Annotated in this window: 12 protein-coding genes; 4 read left to right on the forward strand and 8 right to left on the reverse strand. The window is 72.5% G+C overall.

Features of this window, described 5'->3' with window-relative positions:
* Positions 1–7: 7 nt before the first annotated feature.
* From AB0H83_RS14890 to AB0H83_RS14925, 8 genes are all read right to left on the reverse strand, one after another.
* Positions 8–943 (reverse strand): TIGR03560 family F420-dependent LLM class oxidoreductase, encoded by a 936-nt coding sequence (locus tag AB0H83_RS14890; RefSeq protein WP_360092697.1) that lies wholly within the window; start codon positions 941–943, stop codon positions 8–10.
* Positions 944–1,120: 177 nt separating this feature from the next.
* On the reverse strand, positions 1,121–2,218 hold the full coding sequence (locus tag AB0H83_RS14895; protein ID WP_360092700.1) for a hypothetical protein: 1,098 nt from the start codon (positions 2,216–2,218) through the stop codon (positions 1,121–1,123).
* 339 nt (positions 2,219–2,557) lie between these two features.
* Positions 2,558–5,317 (reverse strand): ATP-binding cassette domain-containing protein, encoded by a 2,760-nt coding sequence (locus tag AB0H83_RS14900; protein ID WP_360092703.1) that lies wholly within the window; start codon positions 5,315–5,317, stop codon positions 2,558–2,560.
* Between the two features lie 4 nt (positions 5,318–5,321).
* Positions 5,322–6,512 carry an OmpA family protein gene (locus AB0H83_RS14905; protein ID WP_360092706.1) on the reverse strand — a complete coding sequence of 397 codons (1,191 nt, stop codon included), beginning with the start codon at positions 6,510–6,512 and terminating at the stop codon, positions 5,322–5,324.
* Between the two features lie 9 nt (positions 6,513–6,521).
* Positions 6,522–7,313 carry a hypothetical protein gene (locus AB0H83_RS14910; RefSeq protein ID WP_360092709.1) on the reverse strand — a complete coding sequence of 264 codons (792 nt, stop codon included), beginning with the start codon at positions 7,311–7,313 and terminating at the stop codon, positions 6,522–6,524.
* Between the two features lie 19 nt (positions 7,314–7,332).
* Entirely contained in the window at positions 7,333–7,749 is a 417-nt protein-coding gene (locus tag AB0H83_RS14915; protein WP_360092712.1) for a hypothetical protein, read from the reverse strand.
* Between the two features lie 3 nt (positions 7,750–7,752).
* Positions 7,753–8,481, reverse strand: a complete 729-nt coding sequence (locus AB0H83_RS14920) for a hypothetical protein (protein ID WP_360092715.1) — start codon at positions 8,479–8,481, stop codon at positions 7,753–7,755.
* 147 nt (positions 8,482–8,628) lie between these two features.
* Positions 8,629–11,499: a BTAD domain-containing putative transcriptional regulator gene (locus tag AB0H83_RS14925; RefSeq protein ID WP_360092718.1), complete on the reverse strand. Its 2,871-nt coding sequence runs from the start codon at positions 11,497–11,499 to the stop codon at positions 8,629–8,631.
* A gap of 503 nt (positions 11,500–12,002) precedes the next feature.
* Between AB0H83_RS14925 and AB0H83_RS14930 the strand changes: the two genes are divergently transcribed.
* From AB0H83_RS14930 to AB0H83_RS14945, 4 genes are all read left to right on the forward strand, one after another.
* Positions 12,003–12,659, forward strand: a complete 657-nt coding sequence (locus AB0H83_RS14930) for a hypothetical protein (protein WP_360092721.1) — start codon at positions 12,003–12,005, stop codon at positions 12,657–12,659.
* Between the two features lie 11 nt (positions 12,660–12,670).
* The gene (locus AB0H83_RS14935; protein WP_360092724.1) at positions 12,671–13,414 is read left to right on the forward strand and encodes a neutral zinc metallopeptidase; all 744 of its coding nucleotides are present in this window, start codon (positions 12,671–12,673) and stop codon (positions 13,412–13,414) included.
* A gap of 15 nt (positions 13,415–13,429) precedes the next feature.
* A complete protein-coding gene (locus tag AB0H83_RS14940; protein WP_360092727.1) occupies positions 13,430–14,119 on the forward strand; it encodes a PASTA domain-containing protein in 690 nt (229 codons plus the stop codon).
* Between the two features lie 101 nt (positions 14,120–14,220).
* Positions 14,221–14,898, forward strand: coding sequence for a hypothetical protein (locus AB0H83_RS14945; RefSeq protein ID WP_360092730.1), 678 nt, complete (start codon positions 14,221–14,223; stop codon positions 14,896–14,898).
* The last annotated feature ends 114 nt before the right edge of the window (positions 14,899–15,012 follow it).

A 15,012-nucleotide genomic window follows, 5' to 3' on the forward strand; every position in this document is an offset into this window, starting at 1 on the left:
GGGAGGCTCAGCGCAGCTGTGACACCACCTGCTGGGCCACCAGCTCCAGGTGGTCGAAGTCGGTCCCGTCGAGGAACTGCAGGTAGCACCGCTGCACCCCGGCTTCGGCGTAGCGGCCGAGCTTGTCCACGAGCTCGGCCGGGGACCCGGCCAGGCCGGTCGCCCGCAGCTCCGCTGCGCCCCGGCCGACCCGGTTGGCCCGTGCGGTCACCTCCGCGTCGGACGTCCCGCAGCACACGACGAGCGCGGCGGAGTACGTCAGCGTGCCGGCGTCGCGGCCGATCTCCCGGCACGCCTGGCGTACCAGCTCGAAGTGGTGCACCGCCTGGTCCGGCCGGACGAACGCGATGTTGAACTCGTCCGCGTGGTGCGCCGCGAGCAGGGGCGTCCGGCGCCGGCCGCGACCGCCGACGATCACCGGGGGACGGGGGCGCTGCCGTACCGACGGTAGTGGGGGAGCGGCGCGGAGCCGGTAGTGCTCGCCGTCGAAGTCGAACGGGGCGTCGGCGCCCAGCAGTCCGGTGACGATCCGGAGCTGCTCCTCGAAGCGGTCGAACCGCTGTGCCGGGAAGGGCACGCCGTACGCGAGATGCTCGGCCTCGTGCCAGCCGGTGCCGAGGCCGAGCTCCACCCTGCCGTCCGACATGTCGTCGACCTGGGCGACCTGGATGGCCAGCTGCCCGGGCAGGCGCAGCGTGGCCGCCGACATCAGCGTGCCGAGCCGGATCGAGCGGGTCTCACGGGCGATGCCGGCCAGGGTCAGCCACGAGTCCGTCGCCCCGGCCGCCGGGGGCTGTGCCTGTCCCGCCGCCTGCTCCGGCAGGTAGTGGTCGGAGCGGAAGAAGCCGTCGTACCCCAGGTCCTCGGCGACCTGCGCCGTCGCCAGCTGCTGGCGGTAGCTCGCGCCGGCCAGCTGCGGTTCAACGAAGACGCGGAAATCCACGGTCCATGCTCCATCCATGTCATCGGGCCGTCCCGCCGGCTGCCGCAGGCAGCGACCACGGCGGTGGTAGCGGCAGCGTCGCACGGCCACGGGGCGGGACCGTACGGTTCGGGCGTGGCCACTCGATGCCAGTCCACAACTGTCCCGGGCCGGGCCGCCGTGGCCGAGGCGTGGTGTTCATGCCGTGGCGGTGTCTGGCAGGTACCAGCGGGAGCGGTGGGGTCGGGTGGCGGCCGTCGCGGTGAGCAGGGCGTCGCCCACGAGCCGGGCGAAGGTGGCGCCGGCGCCGTCGGGTGCGCCGGGGGAGAGCCAGCGCAGGGCCCGCAGTGCGGCCGGGGTACGCCGGTCGGCCGGGTCGGTGGCGTCGACCAGCCACAGGCATCGGGTTCCGGCTGGGATCGTGGCGCCGTCGACCTGGACCTCCGCGGTGGTGATGCGCAGCCATCCGATCACCGGGGGGTCGCAGCGGACGGCGGTGTCGACCAGCGTGGCCCGTTCGGCTGCGCCGTCGACCAGCCCGGCCCAGGCCGGCCGGTCGGCCGTGGCCCGCTTGGACCCGGCGTTCCCGGTGGTGCCAGCCGCGGCGGGCGCCGGGCGGGTGGCGGTGGTTGCGGTCATGGTGTCGAGGAGTCGCGGCAGTGTCGTGCGGGTCGCGTCCCAGGCCGCGGCGGTCAGGGCGCTCACCAGGGCCGCGATTTCGTCCAGGGACACGTGGTCACGGCCGAGTCCGCGCCAGAACAGCGCGTCGTCGAGGACCGTCTCCGGGTGGTCCGGCGGGGCGGCCGTTGCGGCGGCGCGGTCGCGGACCGCTGCGGCGACCGCGGTGTGCAGCAGGGCGAGCGGGGCGGCGGCGCGGGTGACGGCGTCGGGGCAGGAGCTGGCGGTGAGCGCGCTGCGGGACTCGACGCGGCGCAGCGCTGAGGCAGGGATGCCGACCACGTCGGCGATGAGCGAGGGCACCAGATCGTCGAGGTGACCGGGGAGGTCCTCAATGGTCGCGGTGCCGAGCAGCGGACGGATCCGGGCCGCGATCCGGGCGCCCCAGATCTGGCGGGCCTGGGCCGCGGAGGTCGGCCACACCAGGCTCAGCAGGGCTCGCGCGCGGGCGTCGAGCGGTGGGGCGCCTGGGGCATTCGGGGCGACCAGGGTCGTGACGTCCGCGAACGCCTCCGGGTCGCGGCACAGCTGGCCGACCGGGACCTCGCCGGCGATGACTCGCACGTCGCCGCCGTGCGGCTGGGCGGCGAGGAGGTTTGCGGCCGGGTCGAACAGCATGTGATTGCCTCCCATGTCGGTCCGACGAATCCACCTCAGTATATTCGAACATACGTTCGAATGCCAACGAGGCCTGACCCACGCCCGAGCACATAGCTGGGTCTTCTCGGCCGGTGGCACGACGGAGGTGCCGTCCGCCGGCATCCGCTCGTGGCCGCAACAGGACAGCCGGCTGTACCGCGCCCGGGCCCAGGCGACACTGGGCCGGAAACGATCTCGGGAGGCGCCGTGGACACGTCCCACACGGGCCATGCGGCGGCGCATGTCCCGCGGCCGAAATCCATGACCTGTGCAGGCTGCGCGAGGAGTACGCGGCGGACCCGGTGGCGCCGCGGCTCGTCACTGGTCCGGGTGGTCGAGCCGGCGGCGCAGGATGAGGGCCGCGAGCGTGAAGAAGACGACGGTCTGCAGGGCGACCAGTGCGGTGTTGAAGATCCATTGGGAGGTCGAGTGGGTCCACATGGCGTCCTGGTAGATCGTGTTGGGGGCCAGGCCGCGCAGGCCGATCGAGGACGCGGTGGAGGCCAGCCCCATCCGGGTCGGCAGGAGGAGCGACAGGGCGTTGAGCGGCCACTTGTGGGTCAGATCGGCGGTGACGCCGTTCAGCGCGATCTGCGCGATGGAGGCCGCCGTGACCCACGCGACGGCCTGCTCGAGCCGGCGGGCCAGCGCGGAGATGAGCAGGCCGAGTGACATCGACGCCACGGTCAGCATCGCCAGGTCCGCGAAGAGCTCGAGGACGCCGTCGCCGTAGACGAGGTAGTTCTCGGGCGCGGGGCGCATGGCGCAGAAGGTGACCGTGATGATGCCTGCCTGCGCCGTACCGATGAGGGCGAACACCCACCACTTGGACAGCAGCACGGACAGCGGCCGCACCCCTGTGCGGTGTTCCCGCTTGATGATCAGCGCCTCGGACACGATGTTGCTGTAGGTCAGGGCCTGTCCGTTGAGCATGCACAGGGTCGTGAGCAGGCTGAGCGCTGTCGCCGGGCTCGGCGTCTGCCGGGGACCGGCCGGCGGCCCGAAGCCGTCGCTGCCGGCAATCAGCACCGAGAGCAGGGCGCCGAAGACGGCGATGATGAGCGGCATCGCGACGACTGCGGGGCCGGCCAGCGGCTTCAGCCACGACAACCAACCCGAGGCACGCAGCTTCTTGCGATCGCGGTCCCGTAGGCGCTGGGCCCAGAGCAGGGCGAGCTGGCGGCGGGACAGGACCCCCAGCTCGCGGTGCAGCGGCCGGATCGACCGGCGCGCCTTCACCGTCTGATTCGGCCTGGCCTGCCCGTGCGCGACCCGGTCGGCCTCGCGTTCCGCCTCGCGGGCCGCGGAGCCGTTGCGGTACGCCGCCGTGTGCTGGTCGACGTCGCCGGTGCCGAGCAGCTTCATGAGATCAGCCCAGCTCCGCACGCCGAGCTTGGGCAGTGCGTCCGCCGGCCGTCCGAAGAAGACCGGCCGGCCGCCCTTGGCGAGCACCAGCACCCGGTGCGCCAGCCGGAGGTGCTCCGTGTTGTGGGTGATGACGATGACGGTCCGGTCGCGCTCGGCGTAGTCGGCCAGAATCGTCATCACCTCACGGTCCATGTTGGGGTCCAACCCCGACGTCGGCTCGTCGAGCATCAGCAGGTCGGGTCGCGCGATCATCTCCAGGGCGATCGAGACGCGCTTGCGCTGCCCGCCGGAGAGCGTGCGGACGAGTTGGTCGAGGTTGGGGAGCAGGCCGAGGCTCTCGCACGTCTGCTCGATGCGCTCCTTGCGCTTGCCGTGGTGGTCAGGGCCGACGCGCAGCTGATCGGTGAAACGCAGCAGCTGCCGTACGGTGAGCGACTGGTGCATCTCGTCGGCCTGCGGGACGAAGCCCAGCATCGTGCGGATCTCCTCGCGATGCTCGACGAGGCTGAGATCGCGGAAGTACAACCGCCCGGAGGTCTCCAGCTCGTTGAGCAGCGCGTAGAACAGCGACGACTTGCCGGCCCCGGAAGGTCCGAGGATCGCCACCACGGTCCGGTTGCGCTGGACGAACGACATGTGTTGCAGCCGGCTGCCACCCGAGTCGGACAGGTCGTGCACGATGAGCGACGGCGCGGCGAGCGGGCTGACGAGCAGCGCCGTCGCGTCGTCGCTGACCTCGTACCGCAGCTCGCCGAAGTCGAAGTACTCACCCGGCACCAGCAGCGCGGTCCGCACCGGCTGCCCGTCGACGAACGGGCCGTTGCCCTGCCCCCGGTCGAGCAGGCGCACCCGCCCTTCCTCGGGCACGACGGTGAAGTGGTGCGGCGCGACCCAGAACCAGTCGAGCACCACGTCCGCGCGGTCCGGGTCGGAGCCGAAGCGGACCGTCGAGCGCAGCTCGATGCGTTCCGCGGGCGGCTCCGGCGCGCCGTCCGGCACGACATCGTCGTCGACGGGCGGCCGGGCCGGTGGCGGCATCTCCAGCTCGTGACCCGGGTAGGGGGAGAACGCCCACCGGGGTATCTCCGGATCGAGCACGCTCATGCCCTCCACGATCCAGGCCGGGTCCGGATGCGACCGGGCCAGCCGGCGGCGGTACGAGGCGAGCCGGCGGTGGGTGAACTCGTGGATGCGCCGTACCCGCGACGCGGCGACCGCCAACTGGGTGGTGGCCTCCTGCCGCGCCGCGGCGATGCGGGCATCGGCGTCGGTGACCGCGTCGCGGGCGCGGCGCAGCGCGGCGAGCGTCGCGCCGCGCCGCAGCCGGTGTTCGCGCATCCGCCTGGACCGGACCACCCGCCCGTCCCGGTGCTCCTCCGCCACGCGCCGTTCCCCCAGCTGTTCGCCGGTGGGTGGGACGGACGCCTGGGCCAGTTCGCGTTCCGCCAGCGCCAGCACGGCCTCGGCGCCGTCCCGCTCCGCCTCGGCGCGGGCGAGGCGGTCCAGGGCCCAGCGGCGCGCCTGCTCGAACCGCAGGCGTTCCAGTTCGAACGCGTCCTGCGCGCGGCGGATCAGCACCTCGCGATGCGGTGTGGAGATCCGCTGGCCGCGGCGCCAGTGTGCCTTCGGCGGGATGTTCGACAGGCCGTCGCGCCAGCCGTGGTACAGGTCGGCCAGCCGGGCGAACGGCCCGTATAGGATCGGCTCCATGCGGTCAGCCCTCGTTGGGGCACGACAGTTCCACGACGACGGACCGGTTCTGCGCCGCCGGTCCGGGCAGCAGGGTGCCGTTGGGTCCGATGTCGTTGACGTGCGTCCTGTAGGTCGTGCCGGCACCGACCGTCTCGATCCGGTCCGCGGAGATGCCCAGGCGCACCAGCACGTCCCGCACCGCGTTGGCCCGGTCCAGCGACAGCTTCGCGCGGAACTCGACGGACTGGTCGGTCGCGGTCGTGCCGATGAGCTTCGCGCGCTGGCTGCCCGTGCGCATGACGTCGGCAATCTCGCCGATGGCCTGCTCCGCCGCGCGCTGGTCGATGAACACGGCGATGTTCTTCTTGAAGCCGACGCGGCCGGAGTTCGCCAGGATCGTGGTGCCGCAGACCTGCACCGGCTTCTCTGCCGGCGGTGTGACCTTGGAGACCGGCGGGAGGCCCGTGGCCGGCGGGTCGCCGCCCGCCACGTCGTACACCTCGACGCAGGTCGCCCCGGCGGCCTTGGCGATCGCCCGCCAGATCTCGATGAGGTTGTTGCGCTGCCGGGTGTCCAGCGTCTGTTGCGGCTCGGCCGTGTAGCCGATGCCGACGAGCAGCACCGTGCGGTCCTTCAGGGAGGGCAGCTGATCGCGCTGCTTGAGCGCCGTGGCCACCTCTTCCGGTTCGGCGCTGAGCAGGTTGCCGTCGTGGAAGTCCAGCGGGGCGACGGTCTGCAGGCCTGAGTCGAGGAGGACCACCGTGCCGTCCTGACCGGCCCGCCGGCCGGCCAGGTCCATCGCCACCAGCGGGTTGGCCTCTGCGTTGTCGGCGCGGACCGTACCGAGTTGCTCCTGCAGTTGCTGGTTGAGGTTCTCGCGCTCCGCCGCCTTCGCGCCGCTGTTGACGGCAACCGGCTGGAACTCGAGGTGCAGACCGACCTCACGCGGCGCTCCGGAGACGGCGAACGCGCTGATCTCGTTGCCCGCGTAGGCGGCCTGGTCGACGACCTCGAGGACGTCCTTGGGAAGGACCGGGGCAGGGTTGTTGGACCGCGCACCGTAGGCGAGCGCGACCGGCTTGGGCGGCACGCTGCAGGCGCCGGTCCGCGCCGGCGTGGCCGGCTCCGACGTCGACTCGGCATCCTGGCCGCAGCCCGCGAGGAGCAGGCCGGCGGTCAGGACGACCGCGACAGGGCGGGAAAAGTGGCGCATGGGACTCCTTCAGGGAAGGGCTGGGCCGGTGCCCGGCGGTAGTTTGCGTTCGTCCGGGAAGAGCGCGTCGGTGAGCGCGGGGTCCTTCCCCCGCTGGGCGATGACGAGCCGGGCGTGCTGCTTGAGCGCCTCGCCGAACGCGTTGCGCCGGGCCTGCTCCAGGCCGAGCACGGCCGTGGCGCTCTGCTGGTTGAGCTCGTAGAGGCTCCGGGTGCCCTCGGCGATCTCGCGCCGCAGCACGGACGACGCGAGCCGGCGGTTGGCGAGGATCAGGGCCCACTTCGTCCGCACGAAGGCGCCACGCTCGGGGTTGTGCGTCATGTAGGCCCCGACCAGGGCGACGAGACCGGTGCCGAGGTAGAGCGCGACGAACATGAGCGACGCGGACGTGATGTGCAGGCCGCCGGACTGCTGCTCACGGCCGTTGACCACGACGCCACTCTTGACCTTCTCGGAGATGCGCACGTAGAACGCGGTGGCGCCGAGGCCGAACCATGCCACGACGTAGAGCCACGGTCTGATCCGGGACACCCATCCCCGTCGCGCCTGCCGCTCCCGCATGAGCATGCCCGCGAAATGCATGAGCAGGATGGCGATGCCGACGAATCCGTACACCACCATGGTGACCGTCCGCGCGTCACTCCTGGGCATCGCCAGCTCGAGGACCTGCCGGAACGTGCTGACGTCGGCGATGGCGGCGAGGACGAGGGCAACCAGGTACACCAGTGCCGCGAACGGTCGTCCCGCGATCAGCGTCGGATCGGCGTAGCTGCCGTTCTGGCGGTTCAGTTGCTCTTTCATGGTGCCGGCACCTTCCGGGTCAGTCGTTCGGGCTGATCAGGGCGTTGAGCGCGGCCTGGTGCGCCATGGTCAGCTCGTCGTGGCGGCGGCGGGCGTCCGTGTTGAGCACGGCCTCCCGGGCCGCCAGCGCGGCGGCGATCATCGCGGTCCGGGCGTTGCGCAGGCCGTGCCGCTGGAAGTCGACCGCCAGCTCGGCGACCCAGGCCTCGGTCCAGACGTCGATCAGCCGGTCCATCACGTGGCCGGTGGCCTCGTCGGTGGCGTCGGGGGCGAGCACGCCGACGATGGCCTCGATCTCCCGGCGGGCGGCCGCCTGATCGATCGCGCGGGGCTCGAAAGGCCTTGGCTGGGGCAGCCAGTAGACCAGGCTGCCGGGCAACAGGCGGGCGAGGAACACCCACATCCGGAGGCGGAACGTCTCGAACAGCCGACCCATGTGTCAGTCCTCTTCCTCGGCCCAGCTGGGCAGTTCCGGTCCGACCGGCCGGAGCATGGCGTTGAGCTGTGGCCCCAGTTCGTGCGAGCGGACCAGGTGCTGCCAGTACGCGGCGGCGCGGCGCCAGTGGTGCTCGTTGATGCGCCGGGCTCTGGCGGCCAGGACCCGCTCGGCGTGGTAAAGGTCCTGCGCCGCGAGGACCTGCCGCTCGCAAGCCTCGTTGCGCTGCTGTTCCGCCGCGGCCAGGGCACTGGCCGCGGCGTGCAGGCGACGGGCGTGCTCTGCCAGCCGCCGGTGGCGCACCAGGAGATCCGGGCGTTCGGCCTCGGCGCTGCGGCGTTCCTTCAAGGCCAGGTCGTCGGGCGGGGTCTGGTGGACCGCCAGCTGCGTCCGCAGCTCGTCCACGGCCTTCTGCCGGCTGTCGATCGACGTGGCGAGCGCGGCCGGGCCGACGGCGCCGATCAGGCGCCGGTCGTGCCGCTCGCACTCGACGTTGATCAGCTCCGCAGACCGCCGCCGCAGCACCTCCAGCCTGGGCGTGCCCACCAGCTGCCGCTGCTCCTCGGCGTACTCGCCGGCCAGGTCGAGCAGTGCCGCGGGGATCACCGGGATGCCCTTCCTCCCGTCCCGCCAGCCGTGCCACGCGTCCGCGAGCCGGTGGTGCGGCGGGTACCGCATGGGCTTCGGCGGCGGCGCGGCCCACCCCGGCCCGCCGCTGGTTCCCCTGGCCATCCGTCCTCCTCGCGTCACCGGCAGCCACCGGTGCCCGCTTCCGGGACCGGGCGATGGAACGCCGTGAACGTCGACAAGTCTTCGGCCGCCGGCTACCGCTGGCCTACCGGTCCGGCACCGAGATGCGACGGGGAACCGCGAGGGCGGTCAGGCCGCGGTGCTCGTGCTCGCCTCCCGCCGGAGATGGTCGGCCCCGACGGAGGCGAAGCACGCGATGGCCCGTTCGCGCTCGTGTCGCTCGGCGTCGATCCGGCCGGCCCCGAGATGCAACCGGGCCAGCGCCAGGTGCGCCCGCCCTTCCAGGACCGCGTCGCCGCCGTGCTGCGCGAGCGCGACGGTGCTCACGAGCCAGTGCGTGGCCTCCGCCTCGTCCCCGCCGAGCCGGGCCATCTCGCCGAGCCCGTGATGGGCGTATGCCTGGCCGATCTCGTCGGAGTCGGCGACGTGCTCGAGCACCTGCTGGAACTGTGACTGTGCGGCGGCGAGGTTCCCGCCGCTGAGGTGTGCCCAGCCCAGCCAGTACGCGGACTGGGCGCGCAGCCGGGCCGCGCCGCTGCCGGCGGCCACCGCGGCGGCGTCGGTGAGGCTGGCCAGGGCCGCGTCGTGCAGGCCGATGTCGAGCTGGGTCTGACCGATGTACCGCAGCGACTGCCACTGCCCGACGACGTCGTCGCAGGCGCGGTACAGCACCAGCGCCTGCCGGAACGCGGCCAGTGCCTCGGTGAGCTTCCCCGCCCGGCGCAGATTGTTCGCCAGGGTCCGCAGCGCGATCGCCTCGCCGTGCCGGTCCTCGAGCCGCCGGAAGATCCGCACCGCCCGCTCCAGGTCGGCGGTCCCCGACAGGTTGCGCTGCCCGGCGTCGGCGACGAGGGCCGGCTGGCCGAGGATCGTCAGCACGGCCGCCTCGCCGCGCTCGTCACCGGCCCGGCGGCAGGCGTCCAGCGCGGTCAGGTGGGTGTCCCGCCAGTCGTCGAGGTGGTGGCGCAGGTTGTAGAACTCGTGCGTCGAGATCGCGAGGTCCCAGCCGAGCTCGACCATCCCGAGTTCGGTCGCGTGCCGGACCGTGGCCCGGATGTTGGCGCGCTCGGCCTCGCACCACTCCAGCGGCGCGCGCCGGACGTCGTCGACCAGCTCGTCCGGGGCCGGCCAGTCCGCGACGGTGCCGTGCACGACCTCGTAGTCGCCGCCGTAGATCGACCGCTGCGCCCGCCGCGTCAGGGTGAGCAGCGCGACGTACACCCGCTCGACGTCGACCCGGACGTCACCGGCCAGGCTTCGGGAGTACGCGCGGGTCAGGCTGTGGAAGCGGTACCGTCCCGCCGTGGAGACCTGCAGCAGGCCGCACCGGGCGAGCCGCAGCAGCGCGTCGGAGGCGTCCGGCAGCGGCAGTTCGAGGGCGGCGGCGGCGACCCACGGCGTGAAGTCGACCAGTTGCAGCATGCCCAGCGCGAAGAACAGCCGCTGCGCCGACGGGTCCAGCCGCTCGACGCCGGCACCGATGCTGTAGGCGATGCTGCGCTCCTGATGGACCAGCGCGCCGAGCGGCTGATCGGCCAGCCGTTCGGCAAGTTCTGCGCTGGTGCGGCCGGGCTCGCTGCGCACCGCCGCGGCGATCGCGATGGCCAGGGGCAGTCCGTCACACAGCTCCGCGATGCGGCGTGTCGCGTCCGGTTCGGCGCCGACCACCTCGCCGCTGCGCGTCACGATCTGCTGGAACAGCTCGATGGACTCCGGCAGCTGCAGCGGCTCCAGGGTCGGCAGGTGCTGCGCGCCCGGCAACCCGGGCAGGCGGTTGCGGGAGGTGATGATCACCGCGCAGCCGGCGCCGCCGGGCAGGAGGTCGCGCAGCTGGCTCTCCGCGCTCGCGTCGTCGAGCACCAGCAGCACCCGGCGCGTGCTCAGGAGCGTCCGCAGCGAGGAGCGCCGCTCCTCCAGCGACTCCGGCACCTGTGTCGTGCCGAACGCGCGCAGGATCTGCGCCAGCACCTCGGCGGGCCGGGCGGGGTCGGCGTCGGTGCCGCGCAGCTCCACGAACACCTGGCCGTCGGGGTACTCCTCGCGTACGAGGTGGGCGATGTGCACCGCGAGCGCCGTCTTGCCGATGCCGGCCGGCCCGGTCACCACGATGACCGCGGGCGTGCGGCGCTGCGCCGTCAGCCGGGTGCAGGCCACCTCGACGTGCTTGGCCCGGCCCATCAGGTCGGGCTCGTCCATGGGCAGCTGACGCGGTACCGCCACCACGCGCGAGGGCACCTCGGCCTGGGGGTCGTGCGCGCCGTCGACGTCCTTGCCGGAGGCGATGTCGTACATCAGCGTGCGCAGCTCCGGCGCCGGGGAGCTGCCCAGTTCGGCCTGGAGCGCCTCGGCATGGCTGTTGTAGGTGTCCAGGGCGTCGCCGGAGTGACCGCTGTGGTGCTGCGCACGCATCAGGAACTCGCAGACACTGCGGTCGGTCGCGTGGAACCGGAACAGCGTGACGAGTTCGTCGAGCAGCTCCGCGTGGCGCCGCAGCGGCACCAGCAGCTCACAGAGGCGGATCGCCGCCCGCTTGCGGCGTTGCTGCAGCTCCCGGCCGTAGCTTTGCGCCGACCTGCCCGGCACGCCCTGCAGCGGGAGGGCGTCGCGAAAGTACCGCAGCGCCTGCCGGAGGGCGTCGATCTCGGCGTCGCCGTCGCCACGGTTACGGGCCTCGGCGGCCGCCGTCGAAGCCCGCTGGAAGGCCAGCAGGTCGAGGTCGTCGGCGGTCAGGTCGAGCCGGTAGCCGAACCGCGGCACGGTCGCCAGCGCGTCGCGCCGGCCCAGCCCGGCCAGGAACGTCCGGAGGTCGGCGATGGCTTTGTGGACCTGCGTGTCCCCGACCTCGGCGCCGTCCCACGCCTCGTTGCGCAGCTGGCCGGTGGACACCTTCTGGTTGGCGTGAATCAGCAGCAGTGCGAGCACGGCCAGGCGGATCGGCGGCAGGTCGACGGGCTGCTCGTCGTCGCCGACCAGCAGGCCAGGCAGCACCCGGAACAGCATGGCGGGCGTTCCCTTCCGGTTATGGCGCTATGTCCATCTCTGTGTATGCGCGCCGGTCACCAAAACGTTCCGACCCAAACGATATCGGTGTGGTGCCACCGAATTTGATGGCGATGATCGATGTCGGAATGCCCGTCAGTATTTCGGAAGGTAGACGGTAGCGTGAAGTGGCTCAATGGGTTTGCACCCCAAACGTACAGCGTTCAGTGCTGTCCGAGGAGCCGTCTGATGAGTCGACACATCGGCACCGACGTCGTCCGAACCGGTGGGCCGCCCCTCCGATCGACTGCGGCGGCCGGCATTGCAGCGTCAGGATGACGACGCCGAGATTCACCCGAAAAGGTGAGCCGTCCCGCGATTCGTGGTCGCCGTACCTTGCCGCGAACGCCGAATTCGGCCGCAGTTGCGCCCGCGATATCAGGCTGCGCCTGCTGCGTCAGCTCATCGACCCCTGGCCGCAGAATGTCGTGGAGTGCGAATTGACTTCGCGAATTCTCCGGGCGGTGTGGGAGCAGGATCGCTGGACCGCGCACTGGGCGATCGAGCGGCTGCGCCGGGACCGCGGTGGCTCGGCCGAGGTCGACGGGCTGCGCGCGCTGTCCGAGGCGGCGTGCGGCCGCCTCGGTGAGGCGGTCGTGCGGGCGAGGCGGGCGTCCCGCAGCGAACCGGCCGTCCCGGCGTATCGCGGCCTCTTCGGCTGGTTGCTCACGGAGACCGGCAACGGCTCGGCCGCGGCGCACACGTTCCGGGCGATGAGTGCGCTCGACCCGCCGGCAGTCGCGCCGCGCGTCGGGCTCGCCGCCGCGATGGGCCGTCAGGGCGCCCACGACGAGGCCGTCGAGTTGCTGGAACGGCTGGCCGGCGCGGCCGGCCGTGCCGGACCGCTGATCGCCGACCACGTGGCGCTGCTGCTGCTCGAGTCGGTGGAGCAGGCACCGCCGAGTCGTACGCCCGCGGGTGCGGCCGAGGCGGCCGATCTGGAGCGGCAGCTCCGCCGGGCCGCCCGGATCGTCGAGCACCCGGTCCTGGCGCGGTGCATCGCCCGGCTGCGCTCGCAGGTAGCCGACCGGCAGGGAATCGGTAGCTCCCCGGCGCAGGCTTGGCCGCACCGATGTGAGGGCCGCGACCCCGCGGCAGAGCCGGGGCGGGCGCAGGCCTGAGGAGGTTGGGGATGTTCAAGCGTCTGGCCATCGCCGGGCTGGTGCTCACGGTGCTGTCCGGCTGCGACCCGGATGCCGGCGCGGTGCCTCCTGGCGGGCCCGGCTCGACCGCGGCGACCTCCCCGGCGCTGACCCCGCCGGTGGACCCGGCCGCGGACCAGACGGCGGCTCCGGCCGGCTCGCGCCAGCCGGCGACCTTCGAGGCCGACGTCCAGGCCGCGCTGAACACCGTCGTGCACTACTGGCAGGAGGAGTTCGCCGAGCACCGGCGCGACTTCGCGGCGGTGCGCACGATCACGCAGTACCGCGGCGCCGACGGTCCCCGTTGCGGTGAGGAACGGCTGCCGCCCAACAACGCCGCCTACTGCGCCGGCCCCGACTACATCGCCTATGACCAGCAGTGGCTGCGGGGCGAGTGGTCGTCGATCGGCGCGACCTTCGTCTACTACGTGATCGGGCACGAGTACGGTCACGCGATCCAGCAGCGGCTCGGCCTCACCGCCTCATTCACGATCAAGGCCGAGCTGCAGGCCGACTGCCTCGCCGGCGCCTACCTCGGCGGCTCCATCGCCGACGGCAGCCTCGAGTTGGAAGAGGGCGACCTGCGGCAGCTGTTCGACGGCATCGGCTCTGTCGCGGACCGGCCCGGCGTGCACTGGTTCGACACGGGCGCGCACGGATCCGCCACGCAACGCCGGATCGCGTTCTTCGGCGGGTACTTCGGCACGACGCGGGCCTGCACCACAGAACTCTGACAGGAAGGGCGGCACATGACGAGATGGCCCCGGGGCGCGATGATCGGCGTCGTCCTGCTCCTGCTCGCCGGCTGCGGGGACGGCAAGACCGACGACGACATCAAGCCGACCGCCGGCGCGGCGTCCGCGCCGGCGTCCGCGACACCCACCGAGGCGGGCACGTCGTCCGCGCCGTCGCAGCCGACGTCGGGTCCGTCCGACGCGTCGGTGGCGCAGGACGAGGTGCCGGACGTGGTCACCCGGCGGCTCGACGAGGCCGAGGGCATCCTGCGCGGCGCCGGCCTGTTGTCGATCAACCGTTCCGACGCGACCGGGCAGAACCGGGTGATCGTGGATCCGCACAACTGGATCGTGCGCGGCCAGGACCCCGCCGCCGGGACGAAGATCGCGCCGGGGATCACGGTCACGCTCAGGGTGGGCAAGTCGACCGACGCCCTGCCCACCATCGAGCCCACGAAGGGCGTCGTGCCCGACGTGCGCTGCCGCGACCTGCAAACGGCGCAGGACGCGCTGCGCAGCGCGGGGTTTTACCTGCTGGTGCCGAAGGACGGGCTGGGCCGGGGCCGTGTCCCGCTGGTGGACCGCGGCTGGATCGTGGTGGGCCAGTCGGTCGAACCCGGCACGCGGGCCGGTTACAAGACGACGGTCACGCTGACCGTGGTGAAGATCGGCGAGCCGGCCGGCGCGTCGGGATGCCAGACGTGACCCGCCGGCCGACGCTGCGGGACTGCCGCGCCGCCGCGCGATCGACCTGATCCGGCCCCGCGGCCTGGTCCAGCCTGTCGGGCTCCGGAAACGAGGTGCTGTTGCGGCTCGCCGACCGGCCGAGAAGGGCGCCGATCCGTTACCGCGACACCGGCAGCTTCCTGCTCTGGTACATCTTCGGCGTCATCGTGGTGGTCCTCGGTGAGGCGGTGATCATTTCGGACATCGAGCGCTCGGCCTGCGCCGGCGTGGCGTGCTCCGGCCATCCGGTCACATTTCGCCTCGCCGTGCAGTGGCTCGCGCAACGGCTGCTGCTCAACGATCCGCCCGGGCTGACGCCACTGACCGGCCGCGCCTGGGCGGTCGGCCGGCTGGCCAGCGTGATGGCACTGGCCGGCGTAGGTGTGCTGATCACCGCGGTCCGGCAACACGTCAAGTATCGAGGAGTGATCATGAATGCCGTCAACCTGACGATCGAGGAGGCGCACCGCCGGACGGTCGTGCTGATCCTGGTGGCGACCGACGTGGAGCGGTTCGCCGTGGTCGAGGCCGCCAAGCGCGCCAACGGAGGGGAGGCGACGAGGCGGTTCGTGCCGCGGCAGGTGGTGTTCGAGCTCGGCCTGATCGGCTGGATCGTGGTGAAAGCGATCTCCGACTGGGCCCATCGCAAGACGAAGAAGGCGCAGCCGAAGGCCGCGGCCAACGTCGCCGAGTTCGTCGTGTCGGTCATCCGCTCCGGCGCCCTCGACGAACGTGAGGTGCCCGCGAACCTGCGCTGACGACGGCACCGTCCCGCGGTGCGCAGCGTGCCGGGTGGGGTCGGATCCGACCCCACCCGGCACCCTCAGGATCGTGCCGGGTGGGGTATCGCCGCCGCGAGTTGTGAAGTGGTC

The organism is Dactylosporangium sp. NPDC050688 (assembly GCF_040654515.1).
Taxonomy (GTDB): domain Bacteria; phylum Actinomycetota; class Actinomycetes; order Mycobacteriales; family Micromonosporaceae; genus Dactylosporangium.

Bases quoted from the DNA above. Each gene is read 5' to 3' on its own strand.
- AB0H83_RS14920 (WP_360092715.1), bottom strand. From the start codon at position 8,481: ATGGCCAGGGGAACCAGCGGCGGGCCGGGGTGGGCCGCGCCGCCGCCG.
- AB0H83_RS14925 (WP_360092718.1), bottom strand. From the start codon at position 11,499: ATGCTGTTCCGGGTGCTGCCTGGCCTGCTGGTCGGCGACGACGAGCAG.
- AB0H83_RS14900 (WP_360092703.1), bottom strand. From the start codon at position 5,317: ATGGAGCCGATCCTATACGGGCCGTTCGCCCGGCTGGCCGACCTGTAC.
- AB0H83_RS14940 (WP_360092727.1), top strand. From the start codon at position 13,430: ATGACGAGATGGCCCCGGGGCGCGATGATCGGCGTCGTCCTGCTCCTG.
- AB0H83_RS14905 (WP_360092706.1), bottom strand. From the start codon at position 6,512: ATGCGCCACTTTTCCCGCCCTGTCGCGGTCGTCCTGACCGCCGGCCTG.
- AB0H83_RS14935 (WP_360092724.1), top strand. From the start codon at position 12,671: ATGTTCAAGCGTCTGGCCATCGCCGGGCTGGTGCTCACGGTGCTGTCC.
- AB0H83_RS14915 (WP_360092712.1), bottom strand. From the start codon at position 7,749: ATGGGTCGGCTGTTCGAGACGTTCCGCCTCCGGATGTGGGTGTTCCTC.
- AB0H83_RS14895 (WP_360092700.1), bottom strand. From the start codon at position 2,218: ATGCTGTTCGACCCGGCCGCAAACCTCCTCGCCGCCCAGCCGCACGGC.
- AB0H83_RS14910 (WP_360092709.1), bottom strand. From the start codon at position 7,313: ATGAAAGAGCAACTGAACCGCCAGAACGGCAGCTACGCCGATCCGACG.